This is a genomic window from Hymenobacter sp. DG25B (assembly GCF_000801315.1).
GTDB lineage: Bacteria > Bacteroidota > Bacteroidia > Cytophagales > Hymenobacteraceae > Hymenobacter.
Window position 1 is genome coordinate 1766938 of the sequence record NZ_CP010054.1, and the last position, 20969, is coordinate 1787906.

20 protein-coding genes are annotated in these 20969 nt (G+C 57.4%); 7 read left to right on the top strand and 13 right to left on the bottom strand.

Annotation, left to right across the window (positions count from 1 at the left end; all coding sequences use genetic code 11):
- Positions 1-3: 3 nt before the first annotated feature.
- From PK28_RS07550 to PK28_RS07590, 9 genes are all read right to left on the bottom strand, one after another.
- Entirely contained in the window at positions 4-1383 is a 1380-nt protein-coding gene (locus PK28_RS07550) for an HTTM domain-containing protein (RefSeq protein ID WP_044513004.1), read from the bottom strand.
- A gap of 27 nt (positions 1384-1410) precedes the next feature.
- Positions 1411-2508, bottom strand: coding sequence for an imelysin family protein (locus tag PK28_RS07555; protein ID WP_044513006.1), 1098 nt, complete (start codon positions 2506-2508; stop codon positions 1411-1413).
- 93 nt (positions 2509-2601) lie between these two features.
- Positions 2602-3699: a DUF4856 domain-containing protein gene (locus tag PK28_RS07560; protein WP_044513008.1), complete on the bottom strand. Its 1098-nt coding sequence runs from the start codon at positions 3697-3699 to the stop codon at positions 2602-2604.
- A gap of 307 nt (positions 3700-4006) precedes the next feature.
- Complete coding sequence (locus tag PK28_RS07565; RefSeq protein WP_044513010.1) at positions 4007-4747, bottom strand: cupin domain-containing protein; 741 nt, start codon at positions 4745-4747, stop codon at positions 4007-4009.
- Between the two features lie 16 nt (positions 4748-4763).
- Positions 4764-5168, bottom strand: coding sequence for a group III truncated hemoglobin (locus tag PK28_RS07570; RefSeq protein ID WP_044513012.1), 405 nt, complete (start codon positions 5166-5168; stop codon positions 4764-4766).
- A 201-nt stretch (positions 5169-5369) separates the two neighbouring features.
- The gene (locus tag PK28_RS07575) at positions 5370-5975 is read right to left on the bottom strand and encodes an SCO family protein (RefSeq protein ID WP_048825726.1); all 606 of its coding nucleotides are present in this window, start codon (positions 5973-5975) and stop codon (positions 5370-5372) included.
- A gap of 1 nt (position 5976) precedes the next feature.
- Positions 5977-6756, bottom strand: a complete 780-nt coding sequence (locus PK28_RS07580; RefSeq protein ID WP_197070493.1) for a formylglycine-generating enzyme family protein — start codon at positions 6754-6756, stop codon at positions 5977-5979.
- Between the two features lie 40 nt (positions 6757-6796).
- The gene (nirK, locus tag PK28_RS07585; protein WP_044513016.1) at positions 6797-7858 is read right to left on the bottom strand and encodes a copper-containing nitrite reductase; all 1062 of its coding nucleotides are present in this window, start codon (positions 7856-7858) and stop codon (positions 6797-6799) included.
- Positions 7859-8003: 145 nt separating this feature from the next.
- Positions 8004-8534, bottom strand: coding sequence for a c-type cytochrome (locus PK28_RS07590; protein WP_044513019.1), 531 nt, complete (start codon positions 8532-8534; stop codon positions 8004-8006).
- A gap of 507 nt (positions 8535-9041) precedes the next feature.
- Between PK28_RS07590 and PK28_RS07595 the strand changes: the two genes are divergently transcribed.
- From PK28_RS07595 to PK28_RS07625, 7 genes are all read left to right on the top strand, one after another.
- Entirely contained in the window at positions 9042-10292 is a 1251-nt protein-coding gene (locus PK28_RS07595; protein WP_044513021.1) for a hypothetical protein, read from the top strand.
- Positions 10293-10701: 409 nt separating this feature from the next.
- Positions 10702-11574: an EboA domain-containing protein gene (locus PK28_RS07600; protein WP_044513022.1), complete on the top strand. Its 873-nt coding sequence runs from the start codon at positions 10702-10704 to the stop codon at positions 11572-11574.
- A gap of 49 nt (positions 11575-11623) precedes the next feature.
- Positions 11624-12529, top strand: coding sequence for a TatD family hydrolase (locus PK28_RS07605; RefSeq protein ID WP_044513023.1), 906 nt, complete (start codon positions 11624-11626; stop codon positions 12527-12529).
- An 11-nt stretch (positions 12530-12540) separates the two neighbouring features.
- Complete coding sequence (gene eboC / locus PK28_RS07610) at positions 12541-13452, top strand: UbiA-like protein EboC (RefSeq protein ID WP_044513025.1); 912 nt, start codon at positions 12541-12543, stop codon at positions 13450-13452.
- A gap of 60 nt (positions 13453-13512) precedes the next feature.
- A complete protein-coding gene (locus tag PK28_RS07615; RefSeq protein WP_044513026.1) occupies positions 13513-14694 on the top strand; it encodes a 3-dehydroquinate synthase in 1182 nt (393 codons plus the stop codon).
- A gap of 51 nt (positions 14695-14745) precedes the next feature.
- A complete protein-coding gene (eboE, locus tag PK28_RS07620; RefSeq protein WP_044513028.1) occupies positions 14746-15969 on the top strand; it encodes a metabolite traffic protein EboE in 1224 nt (407 codons plus the stop codon).
- A 104-nt stretch (positions 15970-16073) separates the two neighbouring features.
- Entirely contained in the window at positions 16074-17447 is a 1374-nt protein-coding gene (locus tag PK28_RS07625; protein WP_044513030.1) for an alkaline phosphatase family protein, read from the top strand.
- A 47-nt stretch (positions 17448-17494) separates the two neighbouring features.
- Here the strand turns inward: PK28_RS07625 and PK28_RS07630 are convergent, their stop codons facing one another.
- From PK28_RS07630 to PK28_RS07645, 4 genes are all read right to left on the bottom strand, one after another.
- Positions 17495-17863, bottom strand: a complete 369-nt coding sequence (locus PK28_RS07630; RefSeq protein ID WP_044513032.1) for a transmembrane 220 family protein — start codon at positions 17861-17863, stop codon at positions 17495-17497.
- A gap of 140 nt (positions 17864-18003) precedes the next feature.
- Positions 18004-18300, bottom strand: a complete 297-nt coding sequence (locus PK28_RS07635; protein ID WP_044513033.1) for a hypothetical protein — start codon at positions 18298-18300, stop codon at positions 18004-18006.
- A 1127-nt stretch (positions 18301-19427) separates the two neighbouring features.
- A complete protein-coding gene (locus PK28_RS07640) occupies positions 19428-20156 on the bottom strand; it encodes a hypothetical protein (protein ID WP_156126297.1) in 729 nt (242 codons plus the stop codon).
- Positions 20157-20209: 53 nt separating this feature from the next.
- A complete protein-coding gene (locus PK28_RS07645) occupies positions 20210-20953 on the bottom strand; it encodes an SDR family NAD(P)-dependent oxidoreductase (RefSeq protein WP_044513037.1) in 744 nt (247 codons plus the stop codon).
- Between the last annotated feature and the right edge of the window lie 16 nt (positions 20954-20969).

The following is a 20969-nucleotide window of genomic DNA, read 5'->3' on the forward strand; positions in this document are numbered from 1 at the left end:
GCGTTAGTTCTGCCCTACGATAGGCGTGGGGGCGGTAGGCCGGTCGAAGGGAAGAATCCAGGGTTTGGGCGTAAACCCATCCTGCAAGGCAGCCAGGTCCGTGTTGGGGTCGATGAGCAGGCGGGAGCTTTGCCCGTTCAGGCTGGCATACACCTCGGCCCGCACCTGCGGATTCGGGATGCCCTGGCGCTGATACTCGCGGCGGAGTATCTGCGCGTACTGCAGGAGCATATCGGGCTGGGTGGCCACCATTTTCTCCTGGTTTACGGTGAGAAAGCGGCGGTTGTGGACCTCCGTTTCGTAGCCGGTGCGTGGGTCGCGCACATAAAAGAAAGCAGTGCCGGTTTTCTCCATCAGCATCACGCGCCAGGAAAACCGGTAGCCCTGCTCGGTCCAGAACAGCTTGCCCGGATACAGCACAAAGCGCCACGGCACCAGCACCTGCACCAGAAAATGCAGCCCCAGCAGCGCCAGCAGGACCGGATGAATACCCGAAGCTGCGCGCGGAAACATGGCCGGAGCAGCATCTGGCAGGCGAATCAGCCGGCGCAGCAAGGTTAGAATTCGCTCATGAAACTCCGCCGAGAAGAAAATCAGCGTGCTCACCATCATAATGTAGGGGAACATGCCAATCTGAAACAGTACGGCCGTGAGTACGTGGAACACCACCACGGTGGCGTAGGCCAGCAGCCGGGTGCGGCGCTGCATCAGAAAGAAGGGAATGGTGAGGTCGTAGAGCGCGCCAAACCAGCTGAATACGTACGCCACCCACAGGTAATCGAACAGAGGCCCGATGAGGGGTATGCCGGTGTGGGCCGGCAGCCAGTAGCGCAGGGGCATGGCCTCCAGCAGCCAGTCGGGGTTGAGCTTGGCCAGGCCGGCGTAGAAGTACACCAGCCCCATCTGCACCTGAAAAATCAGGATAGCCCAGCGCGGTACGTGGCTCACCCACTGCCGGGGCCGGCGCCAGGCATCAAGCGAGAAATGCCCCCCGGCCGGCACCCAGATCAGCAAAAACGCCACCACCGATACAAAGTAGTAGTGGTTGAGATAGTTGCTCTTGTCAATGAGCTCCACATACGTGAAGCTGAGGAAGAACAGCACCGCCGACCAGCGGTAAAACAACCCCAGCATAATGCCCAGGGCTGCCAAGGCCATCAGCCCAAACAGCAGGTGCATGCCCACGCTGCCTAAGGGCTGCACCCACTCAAAGCCGTAGTAGGGGAAGTAGAATTGCGGCTTTACGTACAGCTCCGTTACCCAGCCCTTCAGCACAAACCGCACAATGCTGGCCAGCAGCATACCCCCAAATATCAGCCGGAACACCGCCAGGGGCGCCGCTGATACAGGTTGGCTTAAGACAGCAGTGAACTTACGCAGCATGCAAAAGGAGGGAAGCGGCAGAAAGGCTTAGTCGCCGTCGTTATCAGTATAGGTGATGGAAACGCCCAGCGCGGCGGGCATATCGGTTTTGGTCAGCACAATCAGCTCCTGCAGCTTCTGGTACACGGCGCCCACGGCCTGCGGCTGGGTGGTTACGGCCTGGGAAAGCGGACCCTGCACGGCATCAGTAGCGGCAATGGCCTCATCAAACTTCTTGGCAATAGCCGCGGAAAGTGCCTCGTTGTTGTATTTGGCGCCTACGTGGTCCAGGTAGTCGTCCAGGCCCAGTCCGTTGGCGCCGGCGGCGTTCTGCCCCAGAAACATGGCTTTTTCCGCCTGCAAAGAAGACTTCAGCAGGGGCAGCGAAAGGCCGCTGTAATAGGCTTCTACTTTGGTAGGCTGCGCGGTACCCGCCGTGAAGCGGCCGGAGGGAATCCCCACTTTGGCCCGCTTGGTCATATCAATATCCGAGTTCAGCTGATTGACCAGGTTGCCCACGGCCGAGCCTACCGCCGTGCCCTCCGACTTTTGGAAGGTAGCGGTGTAGCTCTGCCAGCCGGCAGTGGTGGCACCTACGCGGGTATTGATATTGGCAGCAACATCCTGCAGATAGCGGCCCCGGTTGCTCTGGGCCACAAAACGGGCAATTACGGCCGTGGCGCTGGCATCAGAATACAATAGGTAATCCAGCGCCGGGAAGCCCTTGGCCGAGAGGTTAGCCGACGACTCCAGATCATAGCTGCCCGCTGAGATGTTGCTCTCAATGGTGCTGGTAGTGGCGGGATAAATGTTCAGGTTGGTGCGGAGCATCTGTTGCTCGGCGGGGCCAAACTCGTAGCCGCTCACCATCTGCCAGGCGGTGTAGGCCTGCTGCAGCTCGGCACGGGCGCTGGCCAGCGTAGCTTCGCCGGGGGCCGCCACAAAGGCATCTATGGCGGCTTTCAGCTGCGTGGTTTCCGTATTCAGGGCTGTATAGCCCGGCACAATCAGGTTGTTGCTATAGTTGGTCAGCATGGCTGCCCGGTCGTACTCCGAGGCGGGAGCCGTATCCTCTTTCGAGTCGCAGCCGGCTGCCAGCGCCAGGAACAGGGCGGAAGCAGTTACCAGCGTTTTTCCTTTAAACATATTCCTTGGTTGAGAAAGCGAAAGGCAGCCGCCACGCCCGTACGGGCTATAGCGGCTGCTTCCTGATGCAGAAAAAGTGACGCCGCCCTAATTCTAGATCTGCCCTTTAATAGGGTCAAAGCTATAGGCCGTGCTCAGCAAATCAATGGCCGCTACGATATCGGCGCCGGTGGTATTGTAAAGGTTAGTGCCGATTTTGGCCAGCACCTGGCTGTGAACAGTGTCGCTGATGCGGCGGTCTGACTTGTACTGCAGGCTCTTCACAAAGCCGCGGGCCTCGGAGAGGTAGTGGCTTTTCAGGGCCTGGTCGGCTACTACGCCTTTGGCAGCGTTCAGCTCATGAATGGCCGAGGCAGCTACTATCCGCTCCCATTCCGAGCGGAGGGTGGCGGCGGCTTCGGCTTTGCCCTTCATGTCCTTGTTGCTGATGGCAGCGCGGCCTTTCAGGAAGGCATCCATCATGGTTTTATTAGAACCCAGCGCCGGATTAACCTGGTTGCTGTAGTTAGCCCAGTACTTCAGGCCCTTATCGTTGGCAGGAAAGTCAATAGGTGAGCCAAAGTAGCCGAAGGCCTCATCCCAATGGTGCTCCATGGCGGTGCCTTCGCCCGCGGTTACGGTGGCATTATCTACGGAATTGCCAATTTTCTCATCTGTGAGGTAGCCTTCCACCGCCTGGTTAAAGAACACGGCACCCATCAGGCCCTTGGAAATTAGCTGGCCCAGCTCCATCCCATTGGCGTCCACCAGGTATTTCTTGGCGCCATCGGCAGAGGTCAGAATACCAGCATGGCCGTTCATGGCGGGCATGGTGCCCATTAGGCTGGCGGTAGCTACGCCGTCAAAATAGCCTTCGTACTCGGCCTGCACAGTAGAAAGGGTTTTGTCTTTCAGTTGCTTGCCCGAGGTGTTCAGCTCCGCGGTAGAAAAGCGGCTGTTCACGTTGGCATACATATCCTTCAGCTGCTGGGCATCCAAAACAGCGCCGGTGTTACCGGTTCTGATATAGGTGCCAATCTCATCTAGCATGGCTATGCGCGTCTGCTGGCCGGAGTAGCTTACGTTCTGAAAATTGTAGGTCGTCGGAATGTCGTACTGGGGCGTGGGGTCTTCCTGGGAATCCTTGTCGCAGGAGCTAAAAGAGAAAGCGGCCACGAGAGAAGTAAGGAGAAGAACAGCAGGCTTACGCATAGGGAGAGAAGCGAATTATTTGGAATGATTTTAAACAACGCAAAATTAGGCCGTCTTTCCCGTCTGTGCAATATCTATTTAAAATTAATCTAAATAGACAGCGCAGGAAGGAAAGCAGCCTTTGCGAAAGACCATTCCGGAATAAAACGTACAGTACCCATTTAGCTGCCCTTGCTTCACACAGTGGGCCGCAACGGCTGCCCCTTTTAGCTATAGTAGCACGCGGCAGAGCAAGGCACCAGAGCTGGCAAGGGCAGAAGATTTAGTGTATTTACCTGAACGAAAATTGATTAATGGTGTCAGGCCTCTACTTTCCTTTCCCGGCCGCCGCCAGGGTCAGCAGAAAAACAGCCTCCTCCAGCGCCTCCACCCGGTGCGGAATACCCGCCTGCAGCGTTAGCAGCTCACCTGGCCGCAGCTCTACGGCCTGCGCTGCCGTGCGGAAATCCAGCAGTCCTTCCAGCACCTGCACGCAGATAATGCCGGGAGCGGTATGGGTTTTTAGCGTGGCACCTTCGTGCAGCGCCATCAGGACCAGGCGCATCCCATCCGCTTTAAAAAGCGTGAGGGCATTCCGGTCACTGGTTTGCCAGGCGGGTTCCTGCTTTATCTGCTCCCGGGCCTGGGTCAGATCCAAGGTTAACAGGGAGGCATTCAGCACGCGGCTGCCGGCCGGGCGCCGGGGCGTGGCCTCGTTCGATTTTTCGGCCGCATCCGGGCCAGTGGTTTGGGTATGGGTTGCCGGGTTGTGCTCCTGCAGGGCTTTTACCAGCTCATCCGTCAGGGTTTCGCTGTACATACCGTAGCCATTTACCAGGGTGCCTTTTAGCTGGTGCTTGTCGGAGGAAATGGCGTACACCACGGCTTCATCACCCGGGTCGGAATTGCCTTCGAAACGATAATGCTTGTCCACCAAAAACTCTTCCGGATGCAATTGCAGGGAGTTGCCGTGGCACATCAGGCAGCTGTCCTGCAAATTAAAATCAACGGTATAGCCTTCCTTTTTCAGGAGATTCAGCACTTCGGAAAGGGTGGTCATGGTATCCATAGCAAGCAGCAATAAATTACAGAATAGAGAGGCCGCCCTGGCGGGCCATGCTAATCTTGGCCTGAAATAGCTCGCCCATTTTCAGGGCGCGCAGCTTGATTTCGGTGGCATTTTCTCCGGCAAACATTTTGTCCACGGTTTGCTCAAATAGCTGGAGCCAGCGCTGGAAGTGCTCTTTTTCGATGGGCAGATACAGGTGCTTGGCGCCGGGGTTGCCGCGGTAGCCGGCGGGCTGCGCCAGGAGGGCGGCCGTCCAGAAGCGCGTCATGGTATCGAGGTGGGTGGGCCAGTGGCCATCGGGAATGCGGGCCGCGAAAACGGGGCCCAGCAGCGCATCCTGGCGCACCACGGTGTAAAAAGCATCAATCAGCCGGCGGATATCTTCCTGGGTGCTGATGTCGGATAAAATGGGATTCTCCATGAGGTAAGCAGATAGGGCAGGCGGGCAAAGGATAGCCAACCACCTGGCCGCGTCTTACTTAAAGGCGCGGTTGCGGTAGGCACTACAACAATACGGCGGCCATGCCTCAGCAGCCTATGACTTAGATCATAGGAACCGGAGAAATTCAGAAAAGGCGGTACAGGCTGACCGCCGGCCATGCGCCGGGCGTCCGCCTCCTGCTCAGTTCAGCAGGGTTTTGATCTGCCGGATGGTTTCGTCCGGATTTACGCCCAAGCCTTCCTGATGGAAGCGCGGCACGCCGTTTTTATCCAGCACAATTATTTTGTTGGCGTGCGAGAAATTGCCGTCGGCGTTTTTTTCATACTGCACATTCAGCAGCACTGATAAGGTGCGTACTGCCTCTTCCGGCCCGTGAAGCAGCACCCAGTTTTTGCCCAGCTCTTTATCAGTAGCATACTTTTTCAGCTGCTCGGCCGTGTCGCGGGCCACATCAAAGCTCACCAGCACATAGTTGATGCGGCTGGCATCTGCCGGTAACTTTGCTTCTATGGCTTTCATATCATCGGTGAGGCGGGGGCAGGCGTAGCCGCAATTGGTAAACACCATGGCCAGCACCGTGGGCTTACCGGCCAGTGCCTTCAGCACCAACGGCTTTTTATCCTGGGTCTGGAAAGTGTCAGGCAGCTGGTACACGCTTTCCGGGGGCAGCACTGCCGCTGGCCGGGCCGCCGGAGTGGTGGCCGACTGCACGGTGGCCTCTTCCTTATTAGGGCTGCAGCTGGCCAGAAGCAGAAGTGCCAATGCCAGCCGGATGGTTTGTTTCATGTTAAATGCTTTTGGCGCAGCGGAAGCCCAGGTTCTGAATGCAGAAGTTGCCTTTTAGGCTGCCCCGGTAGCCAAAGCGCATATAGCCGGCGTAATCGGTTTTGTCTTTCACATTGAGGGCACCGGCAGCACAGAATGCCTGCACTTCGTCGGTGGTATTGCCTCTGGAGTCGGTGGAGCCTACAAAGCTGTTGAAGTCGAAGGTCCATTCCCAGATCAGGCCGTGCATATCGTACAGGCCATACTGATTTACATAGGTAGACTTCACCGGGGGCAGTACCTCCGGGTTGGGCCGTTTGTACCAGTCCAGAATATAGTCGGTGAGGGAGGCAAACTGCATGTTGCGGGGCCTGCCGTTGCCGGCTACTTCCCACTCAGCCACGGTAGGCAGGCGTTTGCCTTTCCACCGGCAGTAGGCCTGCGCGGCAAACCACGAAACGCTGACAACCGGCGCCTGCAGCAGCCGCGCGTTGGCCGGGCCCAGCGTGGTGTCGGTGGCCCAATGGTGGAGGTAGTTTTTGTCGGCGAAAAGCCGGTTTACCCGGGACCGGCGCCAGGCAGGGTTCTTTTTCACAAACTCCACAAACTCCGCATTGGTCACGGCATACTCATCCAGCCGGAAGGCGGCTACCGGCACGGGGCGGTTGGCCACGGTGCGGAAAAAGGGCTCATATACGCCCTTCGGCACGGTATGCATGGGTTTCCCCTTAGGCGCACCAGGATGCGTCAGGGCCCCGGCCGAAGCAGTAAGCAGTAGAATCAGAAAAAGAAAATGCTTCATGCGCTCCATACCACCAACTGCTTCAACCGGGCCAAACCGCTTACTTATTCGACTTGAAAACTGCCGGATTTTCTTTGCCGCTTACTTTAATCTGGGCAATGGCGCCTTTGTTAAACGCCCGGTAAATGGAGTGGTCTACCAGGTTCAGCACGCCTGGCACCTGCAGCGACATCTCTACGATGCTGGAGCCGCCTGCCGGAATAAGCGTGGTTTGCACGTTATGGTTCACGGCCGCGCCGCCTTCCATGTACACGTTGTCGAATATTTCGCCAATAGCGTGGAAGGAGGAAACCAGGTTAGGCCCACCATTCCCCACAAACAGCCGCACGGTTTCGCCTACGTTGGCCTGCAGGGCATTTTTGCCGGTGGTAGAGCGTACGCGGCCATTAAACAGCACATAGTCGGCTTGCTCCTTTATGGCTTTTTCTTCATCAAAGCCTTGCAGGCCTTTTTCCTCAAACTTGCCTTTGGTGTAGAAGTCGCCCTGCATCAGGTAAAACTCCCGGTCTACTTTAGGCAGGCCCTCGGCGGGCTCCACCAGAATCATACCGTACATACCGTTGGCAATGTGCATGCCCACGGGGCCGGTAGCGCAGTGGTACACATAGAGGCCGGGCTGCAGCACCCGAAACTGAAAGTTGGAGCTTTGCCCCGGGGCCGTGCTGGTGGCCTCGGCGCCGCCGCCGGGGCCGTTCACGGCATGCAGGTCAATGTTATGCACCACTTTGCTGTTGGGGGCATTTTTCAGGGTGAAGTCGACCAGGTCGCCGACCCGCACCCGAATGAATTTGCCGGGTACGTGGCCCCCGAAGGTCCAGAAAGTGTATTCCGTCTCGTCGGAAATCTTCATCACTTTCTCAATCACCTCCAGCTCTACCAGCACCTTTTTGGGCGTGTTGTAGGTGAGGGGCTTGGGCACCAGCGGGGCATCGGTGAGCTCCGCGGTTACGGTGCCGGTTAGTGGAGCATCCAGATTGACCACATCAGTATCAGAGTCCTTGCTTTGGGCATTTTCCTGACAGGAAAACAGAAGCGCTGACGCCGACAGAGCGGTAGCCAGCAGGCCGATGCGGGCTTTGGGTAGTTCTATATTGAAAAGCATACGCTGTAAACTGTGAATTGGAGTGGGGAGAACTTACTATGGCGTATGCCTGCGTACAGCACCCACGTAAATTCCCAAAAAACGCCCTTCCTGCTCAGGAGCCTGGCAGGCCCCTTCAGCCGGAAGGGCGCCCGTTAGGGAATCGTTAATTCTTGGCAACCAGCGTGCGCATGTACTCCAGCACCTCGCGGCCTTCCGTTTCCGAGAGTCCCTGGTTAGGCATGCGCACCAGGCACTGTTCCAGCATTTTCTGCGCCTCGGGGTCGGTTTCCAGCATTTTGTCGGTGTGCACCACCATGTTCATAATCCATTCCGGCTTGCGGCGCTCCGTGATGTTGGCCCAGCCTGGTCCTACCACGCGGTTGGTGCCCATGCTGTGGCAAGACTGACATTTCAGCTCCGCCAGGCCCTTGCCTTTGGCGGCCTTCTCCTTATCTATGGTGGGGCTCAGCTTTACTTGCTCCGCCGTGAAAATCTCCCCGCCGGCCTTTTCCGCATCGGCCTTGGCCATGGCCTCTTTGCCGGCCTCCGATTCATAAATGTTGCCTTCGCTGGCCGTGGTTTCCTCGGCCGGTTTTTCGTTGCTACCACAGGCACTAAAGGTGGCAGCACCAGCTAGAATGGCAGCCGCCAGCACCAGTGAGCGGACCGAGGAGGGGTTTGTTAAAAATACCATGGGATAAGTGATTGGGAAAGAGTGAAAAATGGAAATCAGGAATGTCGATAGAGTAATGATTGCCCGGACAGTCGCAGGTTGTCCGTATTCGCTTTTTCCAACTGCGGGTACTGGTGGGTAGCGCCGCTGGCAGCCGGGAGGAGCAAACAGGTAGGCAGGGCTTTTATAGAAAAGGATAAATGTGAATTCTCCGGCAAAGAGGTTAACAGTAAGCTACTGATGAACCTAAGTTTTTTTTCGGAATAATCCACATGAATCCACTAATTCCAATAAGCTGTAGCACACCGCGGAAGAATTTAGGAAGGTGTGACTAAGCAAGGAGTATGAGCACAGGAGGGCTGAGGCATGCTTTTCAGTGATTAAAATGGGTGAATGAACGCGAAATGGCATTCATCAACTCACCAAAGCTATGGCTCTCTGCGCCGGCTTTTTATGACAGAAATCATAAACCCGGCTTTAGGAAAAAAATAATTTTGCATCTAGTATATCCTAACCCATCCTATCCGCATGCCTTCTTCGCCCGTTTCCTGGCCGCCTGCCCGTCAGTGGATACAGCTTGCGCTTATCAACCTGGCCATAGCGGCTTTGCTGGGGGCCCTGATGCGCTATATTTTTCTGTGGGAAGTGCCGGGCGTGGAGTACCGCAATATCATGCACGCTCACAGCCACGGGGCTATGCTGGGTTGGGTTTACCTGGCACTGTTTACGGGCTATGTATTGCTGGCCGGCCCCGGGCGGCGGGCCTATACGTACTTATTCTGGGCCACGCAGCTTACTGTTATAGCCATTTTTGTACTGTTTGCGCTGCAGGGCTATGCGGCCAGCTCCATTGTAGCTACCTCCCTGCACGTGCTGCTTTCTTACATAGCAGTGGCTATGCTCTGGCCCGATTTGCGCCGCAAGCTCGCGGGCTGGGCGGCGCTGCCTTATCTGCTGGCCGGGCTGGGCAGTATTGTTCTTTCCACAGTGGGCCTGTGGGCGTTGGGGGCCATTATGGCCTCCCGGCCACCCAACATGACGCTGTTTTACCTGGCTATTCAGTTTTTTCTGCACGGGCAGCTCAACGGCTGGTTTATGTTCGGCACGTTGGGGCTGGTGGTGGCTTACTTTGAAAAGGAGCAGCTGCCCCTGAACCGCCCCCGCCTGCGGCAGGCGTTTATCTTGTTAATCAGCAGCCTGTTGCCTACGTATGGCCTGGCGGTGGCCTGGGCCGAGCGGCACCCGGCTATTTATGCCGTTACCGCCTTGGGCGTGCTGCTGCAACTGCTGGGCGTGGTGCAATGGCTGCGGGCTGTGTGGCCGGCCCTGCGGCAGCTGGTAACCCCACTTTCCCCGCTGTTGCGCGGGCTGTGGGCGTTTGGCATTGGCTCCCTGGCCTTCAAAGCCCTGGTGCACGCGGCCGTGGCCATACCTTACGTGGCCATTATGTCGTTCACGGTGCGCAATTATGTGATTGGGTTTGTGCACCTGATTACGCTGGGGGCTACCACGCTCACGCTCCTGGCCCTGCTGCACCAGCAAGGCCTGCTTGCGTTGCGGGAGCGGGCAGCCCGGCTGGGGGCCTGGCTGTTGCTGGCGGGCTTTCTGCTCACAGAGGCGCTGCTGTTTCTGCAGGGAACCATGCTCTGGCTCGACTGGAGCTATATCCCGGCCTACCATAGTATTCTGCTACTGGCCACGCTGCTGCTGCCCGCCGGGGCGCTGCTCCTGGCCCTCAGGGCCGCCCGGGCCGAGGTGCCGGTAAAGCACGCAGGCTAAGGCCGCGGCTTTCCCCCGTTTTTGGGTTACCCAGGAAGGCCTCTGAGCAGGCAGGTTTTGCCCAAGTGCCAAGGGGCGGCTGGCTGCTTCCTTATTTAATGCTTCTTGCTAATCAGTTAAGTAACCGAAAGTGGCATTCAGCCGCAGCCCCCGGTATGCGCATCTATGTTCTTTTATAGTTTCAAATAATTATTAAAAAAGATTAAATTATTATAGGATAATAAAAGTTTAAAATATTAATTTAATGGCCTTGTAAAGTGTGGCGATATTAAAGTATTGGTGAAAAAGACGTTGAGTTCTGTGCTTGAATTCCGATAAACAAACTCTGGGATAAGGGAGGAGAGTGGTTAAGCATGGCCTCCCTGAAATTTTGAATACTGCCGTTTTCAATATTTATGCTGTAGGAGCCATGCCATCAGAATCTTATCAAAATTACCTGCTGACTATTCTGGCGGCCCGGCTACCGGAAGCAGGGCTGGCCTGGCTACAAAACCAGCTGGCTGGTCTGGCTTCCGAAAAGGCATTTTATCTGGCTTTCAGCATGGCGCCGCGCTTTGTGGGCAAAATCCCTCTTAGCCTGACGGCGGCGGAGCTTGAGCAGGCCCAGCAGCTGCGCCCCGGGTTCCAGCCCGCCTCCTGGACGATGGAGCAGGCCGCCCGCACGCTACTCCTGTTGCGCGCCCCGCACCAAACCCCTGCTGACTACACGGCCATTCTAAACCGGCTTGCCTCCGCGGCCGACCTGTGCGAAGTAGCCACCCTCTACGCGGCCCTGCCGCTGCTGCCTTACCCGGAAACCCACGTGAAGCGCGCCGCCGAGGGCGTGCGCACCACCATGACGCAGGTGTTTGATGCCGTGGCCTTGAATAATCCCTATCCCCACGACTACCTGCCCACGGAAGCCTGGAATCAGATGATTCTGAAAGCGGTATTTAACGTGCGGCCTCTGCACCGAATTTACGGCCTGGACCACCGCCACAACGCCGCCCTGGCCCAAATGCTGGTGGATTACGCCCACGAGCGTTGGGCCGCCGGCCGCACGCTCACGCCGGAGGTGTGGCGCCTGGTAAGTCCGCATCTCACCCTGCAGTACATGCCCGATATTCAGCGGCTGCTGTTGAGCGCTAATACGTTGGAAAAACAGGCAGCGGCCCTGGCTTTAATAGAAAGCGACCTGCCTATGGCCCGGGAGCTGCTGCGGCAGCATCCGGAAATGAAGGATTCCATCACCGATGGCGCCTGCACCTGGCAAAGCATCGGCGAAAAAGCTTACGCTTCCTGATAAAAGCACCCCACCGGTACGCTGTCTTCACCTCCTTATCCACCGAGCTATGTTCTTTATCGACCCCCACGTGCACATGACCTCCCGCACCACCGATGACTACGAAGCCATGCGCCAGGCGGGAGTAGTGGCCGTTATTGAGCCGGCCTTCTGGATGGGGCAGCCCCGCACCCGGGTAGGTACTTTTCAGGATTACTACAGTCATCTGATTGGCTTTGAGCGGTTTCGGGCCAGTCAGTTCGGCATTAAGCACTACTGCACCATCGGTCTGAACTCTAAAGAAGCCAACAACGAGGCCCTGGCCGAAGAGGTGATGGAACTGCTGCCGCTGTTTGTGTGCAAAGAAGGCGTGGTGGGCGTGGGCGAAATAGGCTACGACGACCAAACCGCCGCCGAGGATAAATACTACCGCCTGCAGCTGGAGCTGGCCCGGGAGGTAAACCTGCCGGTGCAGATTCACACCCCCCACCGGGATAAAAAGAAGGGTACCCTGCGCAGCATGGAGGTAGCCCTGGAGCACGGGCTGGATCCGGCCATGGTGATTGTAGACCACAACAACGAAGAAACCGTGCAGGATGTGCTGGAGCGCGGTTTCTGGGCGGCCTTCACCATTTACCCGCATACCAAGATGGGCAACGAGCGGATGACTGAAATTGTGAAGCACTACGGCCCGGAGCACATTTTCATCAACAGCGCCGCCGACTGGGGCATCAGTGACCCCCTGGCCGTTCCTAAAACCGCCCAACTGATGCTGGAACGCGGCATTCCCGCCGAAACTGTGCACTTGGTTACCTACCAGAATGCCCTGGCAGCATTCAGCCAAAGCGGGCAGATGCAGGAAAGTGACTGGCTCAATGACCGGCTGATTGATCAGAGCCTCAAATTCTCCGGCAACTCCATTCTGCGGGGCGGGCAAACCCCCAAAATCGAGGCAGATCCTACCATCATCCGCTAGCAGTCCTGGCCATGAACCGGTTTTTTGCCCACCTCATTCTCATGCGCCCCGCCAATATTATCACGGCCATTGCGGATATCCTGCTCGGTTTTGCCGCCTCGGGCTCCGTTCAGTTGCTGCTGCAAAATAATTCGGCTGGGGCTGCGCACCCCCTGCTGCGCGTGCTGTTCTGGCTGGTGGCGGCTACCATTGGCCTGTACGGCGGTGGGGTGGTGTTTAATGACGTGTTTGACGCGGACCTGGACCGGGTGGAGCGGCCCGAGCGGCCTATTCCCAGCGGCGCTGCCAGCCGCCGGAGCGCTGCACTGCTGGGCACCCTGCTGCTGGCCGGCGGCGTGGCCGCGGCCTTTCAGGTTTCCGCCACCAGTGGCCTGATTGCCGCTCTGGTGGCGCTGCTGGCCTTGGTTTATGATGCCATCGGAAAAAAACAGCCCATTCTGGGGCCGCTGAATATGGGGGCCTGCCGTGGTGGCAACTTATTGTTGGGGCTTAGTGCTGTTCCCGCCGCGGTATCGGCCTACTGGTATCTGGCCTTGCTGCCGGTGGTGTACATAGCGGCCATCACGGCCATCAGTAGGGGCGAGGTGCACGGCGGTGATAAAAGGATATTACTGGGGTCGTTGGGATTGTATAGTCTGGTGATTGGCAGTGTGCTGGTGCTGATGCGGTTGCCGCAGATCAACGGCTTATATATCGTGCCCTTTCTGGCCCTGTTCAGCTACCTGATTTTTCCGCCCCTGCTCCGGGCTATTGCTTCCTTAAAGCCCCTGGATATCCGGCGGGCGGTGAAAGCCGGCATCATGGCCCTGATTATGCTGGATGCTACGCTGGCCGCCGGGTTTGCCGGCTGGTGGTACGGGCTCCTTGTGCTGGCCTTGTTTCCGGTATCGGTGCTGCTGGCCCGGGTGTTTGCCGTTACCTAGCGCCCCGGCCGGTTTACGCTGCGCTTTTGCCTCTTGCTCCACTCTGTTTCGCCCACCGCTATGTCTACTCAGTCCTTGCAGCAGCAGTTCCAGGTTACCTTCTCTTACACGGTTCATTTCACCGAAGGGCTGTTTCAGGCGGATAACCCGTTGCTGGCGGAGGTGCTGAGCCAGGATGGGAGCGAAGGGCCGCGCAAGGTTTTCTTTGTGCTGGATAGTGGCGTGGTAGACCACCGGCCCGGGCTGGAAGCCGAGATTCTACGCTACGTGGATGCCCACGCGGCCGTGCTGCGCCTGAGTGGCCCCATCACTATTATTCCCGGGGGCGAGCAGTGTAAAAATGAGCCGGCCCTGCTGCAGCAGCTTCTGGAAGCCGTGGACACCTATCATATAGACCGGCACTCCTATATAATAGGGCTGGGCGGCGGCGCGGTGTTAGACCTGGTAGGCTACGTGGCTTCCGTGGCGCACCGCGGCATCCGGCACATCCGCATCCCCACCACGGTTTTGTCGCAGAACGACTCCGGTATCGGCGTGAAAAACAGCGTCAACGCCTTCGGTAAAAAGAATTTCCTGGGCAATTTCACCCCGCCCTACGCCGTGCTCAATGATGCCCAATTTCTCCTGACGCTGGAGGACCGCGACTGGCGGGGCGGCATTGCGGAGGCCCTGAAAGTGGGGCTGATAAAGGACGCTACTTTCTTTCGCTTCATTCAGGAAAACGCCTCCCGGCTGGCAGCCCGCCACCTGCCCACCATGCAGTACCTCATTCACCGCTGCGCCGAGCTGCACCTGCAGCACATTGCCGGCCCCGACCCTTTTGAGCAGGGCTCTTCCCGCCCCCTTGATTTTGGCCATTGGTCGGCGCATAAGCTGGAGCAATTGAGCCATTTCCGCCTCCGCCACGGCGAGGCCGTGGCTATCGGCATTGCCCTGGACTCTACCTATTCCTGCCTCCAGGGGCGCCTGAGCGGTGCCGAGCTGGAGCAGATTCTGGACGTAATCCGCACGCTGGGCTTTGCGCTGTACGCCCCCGAAATGGCGGAGCAGCTGGAGGATGCCACGCATCCGCAGAGCCTGCTGCGGGGGCTGCAGGAATTTCGGGAGCACCTGGGAGGCTGCCTGACGGTGATGCTGCTGGAGAAAATAGGCCGGGGCGTGGAGGTGCACGAAATGGATAACGCGCTGCTGATGGAAGCCGTGCGGCAGCTTCGCGAGTATCAGCCCGCGGTAATTTGCTGAGCAGGCGCCGCCACGCATGCTGCCTTTCTCACCGGCCGGTTCCTGAAAGCTATGAACATCCAGCAGGGCTATCATCTTACTTACTGCACCAACATCCATCCGGGAGAAACCTGGCCGGAGGTTTTTGAGAGCCTGCGCACCTATGTGCTGCCGGTGAAGGAGCGGGTTTCGCCTGATGCACCTTTTGCTCTGGGCTTGCGCCTTTCCGATGCCGCCAGCCGGGAGCTGGTACAGCCCAGGCAGCTGGCAGAATTCAAGGCCTGGCTGGCCCAAAATCAGCTGTATGTGCCCATCATTAATGGGTTTCCTTTTGGCAGCTTCCACGGCGAAGCGGTGAAGGACGACGTGCACCGGCCCGACTGGACCTCCCCGGCGCGCCTGGCGTACACCGGGCGCCTGGCGTACATCCTGGCCGGTTTGCTGCCCCCGGGCCTGGAAGGTGGCATTTCGACTTCTCCTTTATCCTACAAGCCCTGGCTGGCGGGCCAGGAACAGCAAACGGAGGAAGTGCTGCAGGCCAGCACCCGGCACCTGGCTATGCTGGTGGAAGAACTGGTTATGCTGCGGCAGCAAACCGGGCGCCTCATTCACCTGGATATCGAGCCCGAACCGGATGGGCTACTCGAAAACTCAACGGAATTCATTGCTTACTACGAGCGGTATCTGCTGCCTCAGGTTTCCCGGCATCTGCAGCAACGGTTAGAGTTGAGCCATGAGAGGGCCGTTAAAGCAGTTTACGAGCACGTGCAGCTCTGCTACGATGTCTGTCATTTTGCCCTGGTGTATGAGGAGCCCGCAGCGGTTTTCGAGCAGCTGGCTGCCAAGCATATTAAGGTAGGTCGGGTGCAGATAAGCGCCGCCCTAAAGGCCGATTTACCACTGGAAATGGAAGCGCGGCAGGAGCTAACCCAACAGTTTGCGGCCTTCGCGGAATCTACCTATCTGCACCAGGTGCTGGTGCGCAACCAGGACGAGAGCATCACGCACTATGCTGATCTGCCGGCGGCTTTGCCGCATATCCTGGAGGAGCAGGCCCGGGAGTGGCGCTCCCATTTTCATGTGCCGGTGTTTCTGGCCTGCTATAACCGGTTGCAGTCTACCCAGGGAGAAATCCTGAAGGTGCTGCAGGCACTATCCAAGCAGCCTGTTACCAGCTATTTAGAAGTAGAAACCTATACCTGGGAGGTGCTGCCCCCGGAAATAAAGCAGGATCTGGTGGCTTCCATTGCCCGGGAGCTGGAGTGGGTAAAGCAGCAGCTGCCGGCTCCGGATTAAAGACCGAAAGTACGTGGCTGCCCGTCGGTGGCCCGGTCAAAGCTTCTCGCAAATTCGGCTGCTAAGCCGGCATTTTTTCTACCGCTACCGGAATATAGGTTGCTATGCGTAAAACAGTTGTCATTGATGTGGTGGGGCTAACCCCGGCTTCCATCGGAGAGCATACTCCTTTTCTGAAGCAGTGGTCTGAAAGCGCGAAAACGGTTTCTGTGGGTCACGTTTTGCCGGCCGTAACCTGCTCGGTGCAAGCTACCTACCTCACGGGCAAGTGGCCCGCGGAGCACGGCATTGTGGGCAACGGCTGGTATTTCCGCGACGAGTGTGAGCCCAGGTTCTGGCGTCAGTCTAACCGGCTGGTGGAGGCCCGGAAGGTGTGGGAGGTGGCCAAAGCCGAGGACCCCGGCTTTACCTGCGCCAACATCTGCTGGTGGTATGCCATGTACAGCACCGCCGACTACGTGGTAACCCCGCGCCCGCAGTACCTGGCCGATGGCCGCAAAATGCCCGACTGCTACACCTTCCCCATGGAATTGCGCCCCCAGCTGGAAGCCAAACTGGGCCCGTTTCCGCTGTTTGAATACTGGGGGCCGCGCACCACCATCAACTCCAGCCGATGGATTGCCGAGGCCGCCATTGAAACCGATAAGCGCTACCACCCCACGCTCACGCTGGTTTACCTGCCCCACCTGGATTATAATGCCCAGCGCTACGGCCCCCACGATGCCCGCGTAACTACCGATTTGCGGGAAATAGACGGCGTATGCCAGCGCCTGGCCACCTATTTTGAGGGTGCCGGTGCCCAGGTAATTTTTTTGTCCGAGTACGGTATTGCCGAGGCCGCGCGCCCGGTGCATTTAAACCGCGTCCTGCGGGAAAACGGCTACCTATCCATCCGGGAAGAGCGGGGACGGGAGCTGCTGGACGCCGGCACCTGCCAGGCATTTGCCCTGGCCGACCACCAGTTGGCGCACATCTACGTGCCGGACCCTGCCCAAATGCCGGCCGTACGGCAGCTATTGGAAAAGGTGCCCGGCGTGGAAAAGGTGCTGGGGCCCGAGGAAAAAGCGTCCCACCACTTAAACCATGCCCGTGCCGGCGAGCTGATTGCCGTAGCCGAAAAGGGCGCCTGGTTTACCTACTACTATTGGCTGGATGATGCCCGGGCGCCCGATTTCGCCCGCATCGTGGATATTCACCGCAAGCCCGGCTACGACCCGGTGGAGATGTTCACCAACCCGGCCATCCGGTTTCTGAAGCCCAAAGTAGGCCTGAAGCTGCTGCGCAAGAAGCTGGGTTTTCGGATGCTGATGGATATTATTCCCCTGGATGCCAGCCTGATAAAAGGCTCACATGGCCGCGCGCCGGAAACCCCGGCAGAAGGGCCGCTCCTGATGAGCCGCAGTCACCAGCTTTTGCCCGATGCCGCTATAGAAGCGCCGGCCGTGTTTGATGTTATCCTGGCCCATTTACGGGCCTGAAATCATCAATCAAAAGGCAATAGGGATATGGTGTTATGATTTAATAATCAACCAACAGCCGGTTGATTTGCTCTTGCTTTAAACCGGGTCAGGTACACCCAATAAAGCAACAATACGGCCGCGCAGATAATCAGGCCCAGCGCCTCGCGGCCTTCCTCAATGTTTATATCCTTCATGCCGTTTTTCAGCGCTACCCCTTCCCAATGCGCGGGCCACTGAAAGTAGGAAAACACCAAAAAAACACCGGCTCCCAAAGCCAGCAGCCAGGGAGAAACGCGTCGGCCGGTAAAAATCAGGGCTGATACGATGGCCGGAAAGAGGTAAACCGGAATCCAGAGGTAGGGGTCGGGGTCGTTGTACTGTACGGCGGCAAAGCCCAGGAACAGGATAACCAGCAGGAAAGCTAAAACGCGCATAGCAGTGGTCCGGTAATAGTTTTAGTGGGGTATTTTGACGCGCTTGGCGGTATTGGTTGCCGATGAATGCATAGCCGCCGTTACAAAAGCCAGAACGCCTTCGGAGGGAAATGGCGCCGCCAGCATTTTCAGGTTGCAGGTTACGTGGAGCAGCTCAGCGGCACGGTGCGAAGCCAGACCTGACGCAGAATAGCCAGGCCTTCCAGCGCCAGCGCCTGCTGCTGCTCCCAGCTTAAATGGTTGTGAGGTGATGGAGTCAGCAGTTCCAGCACATCATCTGCCCGGTGCGGGCGCACAGGCTCCTGTAACAAATGCGTGAACAGAAAGGCGCGGACTTGTTCCAGGGCACTATTGCTGCCGGTATCGGCTGTGTCTGCCGCCTTATCCAGGGCGTGGCCCAGCAGCTGGATCCGGGAAAGTAGGTTGATATTATCCATCAAGGAAGCTATATAAGACCCGTTTAGTGCGGGTTTGGGACTTGTCCTGGAGAGCTTTCCGAACCGCAGGCCAGCGCAAGTGAAGCATCTCGCTCGTTTGGCCGGTCATTCTGGCTACTCTGCCTTCCGGTTCGCCTGAGGTTAGCAGGACGGAAACGGGTTTTCACCAACCTTTCAATAGGTGCTTAGGCGGGTTGTAGTTATGCCTAAAAAATCAATAAATTTTATCTGATACAACTATTTATTTGATCTTTGGCAAGATTTATCAAAGTAAGCTAAGGACAAAGAGAGAATAAAAGAATGACCCCGGTTAACAGCGGCAAGAATGCCAACGGAGGCTTATACAGCAAAGCAATTTGCCTACGGCTATCTTTTTAAGCTTTACAGGAAGGAGACAGGAGTTAAGCAACATCCGGCAAGCAGAAGTATTGCCAGACAGCCGGGCGCGCGGCCTGGGTAGAAGCATGCTTCAGGAGAGGGTGCGGTGCGCGAGCCAGAACGGCTACCACTTATGAGGGGGCTATTGCGCCCGCGACCAATAATAATTTGCGCTCCTCCATAGCTGCTACCAGGCAAAGTGCCATTAAATATCGGATGGGTTCACGCTCGGCGCCATAAAGCTTTCGATTTTACTATTTATCCAAAAAAGAGCCGGTCTGCCAGGTGCGAACGGGCTCTTTTTTTTCGTAGTTTGCGTTATATCCATTATGACACAACCGACCAAACGTACCCGTACGCGGAAACCTCAAGAATCTGCCCCTGCTGCCACGCTTTCGCACGCCGAGCATTTACAGATAATGCACACGCGGGAACAGGGAAAAACCGTAATGTACAAGCAGGATGCCTGGGGGCATATTGAAACCCGTTTTGTACGCACGCAAAATGTGAAAGCCTGGGAAGCCAAGGGTTTTATTGCGCGTTAATCGAATACAGCTGAAAACGCACCGCCGCCGCCACCCTGTAATTACTCTTAATACCCCGGGAATTACAGACAACAGGCAGTTCCTGCATTTACAGTTGCTTTTTTAGTACCCTTTCCAAAAGGATAGACTGGAACAGCCCACGGCTGTTCTTTTGCACCAGCAGCTAAGTTAGTCTGCTGGTTTTTGGGTTTGTGGCCGGGGCAGCTATCGAAAAACGCAGCTCACGCCGCTCCACATGCTGGTAATTCGGGCTTCGGGTCCGGGGCCGTCCAGAATGCCGTAGAGGCCATCGGCAGTAGAGAATTCCTGCCCCAAACTGGTCTTCATTCTCTTTATGACATAAGCGCTTTCCAACTCTGCGCGGGTAGAGCCAATACCAACTCCCGCCATGGTAGTAGGTTTAGGCGAGGTGCCGGCCGGTGCCCCAACGGACCAGCCGGCAAACAGCCAGTTACCCGCTTTTTTTTGCTGGAAAGCCACCGTTAAGCCGTTGCCCCAGGTAGCCATTTTTAAAGGCCCGACTCCGCACTCGGAGTTGATACCCACGCTCGCCACTTTCTGGGCGAGGACCTTATTCAAAAGCGCAACCAATTCCTCCTGGGGCATACCCAGCGGTATTTCCGTGGTAGAGCCCGACGGCTGTGCTACCAATTGCAGGGCATTAGAAGTGAGGGCAACAGACTGCTTCATTTCCGAGGCCCTCTGCGGTGTGGCAGTATCTGCGGGCAAAGCGCTGCCGGTAGCCAGCTTAGGCTGTGGGGCGGGCGCAGTGGGTACCTGAGTTACTTCCGGATTACTCTGGCAACTGGCCAGCGCCAGGATAAGCAGCACCACACCAGCCCAGGATTTCAGGAAGCGGACGGGCAGGGGCCCGCTAGGCCGGTGGTACCGGTGGCATTGGGAATGAGGTACTGATTTCAGTGAATAACCCATGTTTTAGGCTAGTGAGGTACAAAGGATGGACAGCCTGGTGCCAGCAGGCGTAATTACAACCGCGTCAGGCGGCCACCGTCGATGCGCACTTCGGCGCCCTGTACAAAATGAGCATCGTCGGAGGCCAGATAGGCTATAACGGCGGCTACATCTTCAGGCTGACCCACATCAGTTTTGTCAATGACTTCCACGCCGCTTTTTACGTTGGGGTTATCCCAGAGCATGGGCGTATCGATGGCACCCGGCAGAATAGCGTTGGTGCGGATGCCTTTGGGCTTGCCCTCCAGCGAGGCAGAGCGGGTGAGCGACAATAACGCCGCTTTGGCCGCGGCATACGGCGCCACCAGGGGGCTGGTCTCTATGGCATGAATGCTGGCCACATTCACAATGCTGCTACCAGGTTTCATATGCAAAAAGGCCTGCTTGATAAAGTAAAAGGCGCCCAGCAAATCCACATTCAGGATGCGCAGCCAGTCTTCCCCCGTAAGCTGTTCCAAAGGTTTGAACTGCATCAGGCCGGCATTGTTGACCACCACATCCAGCCGTCCAAAGCGCTTTAGAGCCCCGGCCACGGTAGCTTCTACCTGGGCTTCGTCGGCCACGTTGCACAGGCTGCCCCACACGGCGGGTGCCCCGGCGGCCTCCACGATGGGCATTGCGGCGTCCAGGTTTTCCTGTTTATAATCGGCTAATACAATGCGGGCGCCCTCGCAGGCCAGGCGCTTGGCTACGGCCAGGCCAATGCCGCTGGCCCCGCCGGTAATCAGGGCCACTTTATCCTGAAATCTGGTTTTCATAAGAACAGAGGAATTA

Excerpts from the sequence above, each read along its gene's own strand:
- PK28_RS07555 (WP_044513006.1), bottom strand. The coding sequence starts at position 2,508 with ATGTTTAAAGGAAAAACGCTGGTAACTGCTTCCGCCCTGTTCCTGGCG.
- PK28_RS07600 (WP_044513022.1), top strand. The coding sequence starts at position 10,702 with ATGCCATCAGAATCTTATCAAAATTACCTGCTGACTATTCTGGCGGCC.
- PK28_RS07615 (WP_044513026.1), top strand. The coding sequence starts at position 13,513 with ATGTCTACTCAGTCCTTGCAGCAGCAGTTCCAGGTTACCTTCTCTTAC.
- PK28_RS07570 (WP_044513012.1), bottom strand. The coding sequence starts at position 5,168 with ATGGAGAATCCCATTTTATCCGACATCAGCACCCAGGAAGATATCCGC.
- PK28_RS07590 (WP_044513019.1), bottom strand. The coding sequence starts at position 8,534 with ATGGTATTTTTAACAAACCCCTCCTCGGTCCGCTCACTGGTGCTGGCG.
- PK28_RS07580 (WP_197070493.1), bottom strand. The coding sequence starts at position 6,756 with ATGAAGCATTTTCTTTTTCTGATTCTACTGCTTACTGCTTCGGCCGGG.
- PK28_RS07645 (WP_044513037.1), bottom strand. The coding sequence starts at position 20,953 with ATGAAAACCAGATTTCAGGATAAAGTGGCCCTGATTACCGGCGGGGCC.
- eboE (WP_044513028.1), top strand. The coding sequence starts at position 14,746 with ATGAACATCCAGCAGGGCTATCATCTTACTTACTGCACCAACATCCAT.
- eboC (WP_044513025.1), top strand. The coding sequence starts at position 12,541 with ATGAACCGGTTTTTTGCCCACCTCATTCTCATGCGCCCCGCCAATATT.
- PK28_RS07575 (WP_048825726.1), bottom strand. The coding sequence starts at position 5,975 with ATGAAACAAACCATCCGGCTGGCATTGGCACTTCTGCTTCTGGCCAGC.
- PK28_RS07550 (WP_044513004.1), bottom strand. The coding sequence starts at position 1,383 with ATGCTGCGTAAGTTCACTGCTGTCTTAAGCCAACCTGTATCAGCGGCG.
- PK28_RS07595 (WP_044513021.1), top strand. The coding sequence starts at position 9,042 with ATGCCTTCTTCGCCCGTTTCCTGGCCGCCTGCCCGTCAGTGGATACAG.
- PK28_RS07565 (WP_044513010.1), bottom strand. The coding sequence starts at position 4,747 with ATGGATACCATGACCACCCTTTCCGAAGTGCTGAATCTCCTGAAAAAG.
- PK28_RS07625 (WP_044513030.1), top strand. The coding sequence starts at position 16,074 with ATGCGTAAAACAGTTGTCATTGATGTGGTGGGGCTAACCCCGGCTTCC.
- PK28_RS07640 (WP_156126297.1), bottom strand. The coding sequence starts at position 20,156 with ATGGGTTATTCACTGAAATCAGTACCTCATTCCCAATGCCACCGGTAC.
- PK28_RS07635 (WP_044513033.1), bottom strand. The coding sequence starts at position 18,300 with ATGGATAATATCAACCTACTTTCCCGGATCCAGCTGCTGGGCCACGCC.
- nirK (WP_044513016.1), bottom strand. The coding sequence starts at position 7,858 with ATGCTTTTCAATATAGAACTACCCAAAGCCCGCATCGGCCTGCTGGCT.
- PK28_RS07560 (WP_044513008.1), bottom strand. The coding sequence starts at position 3,699 with ATGCGTAAGCCTGCTGTTCTTCTCCTTACTTCTCTCGTGGCCGCTTTC.
- PK28_RS07605 (WP_044513023.1), top strand. The coding sequence starts at position 11,624 with ATGTTCTTTATCGACCCCCACGTGCACATGACCTCCCGCACCACCGAT.
- PK28_RS07630 (WP_044513032.1), bottom strand. The coding sequence starts at position 17,863 with ATGCGCGTTTTAGCTTTCCTGCTGGTTATCCTGTTCCTGGGCTTTGCC.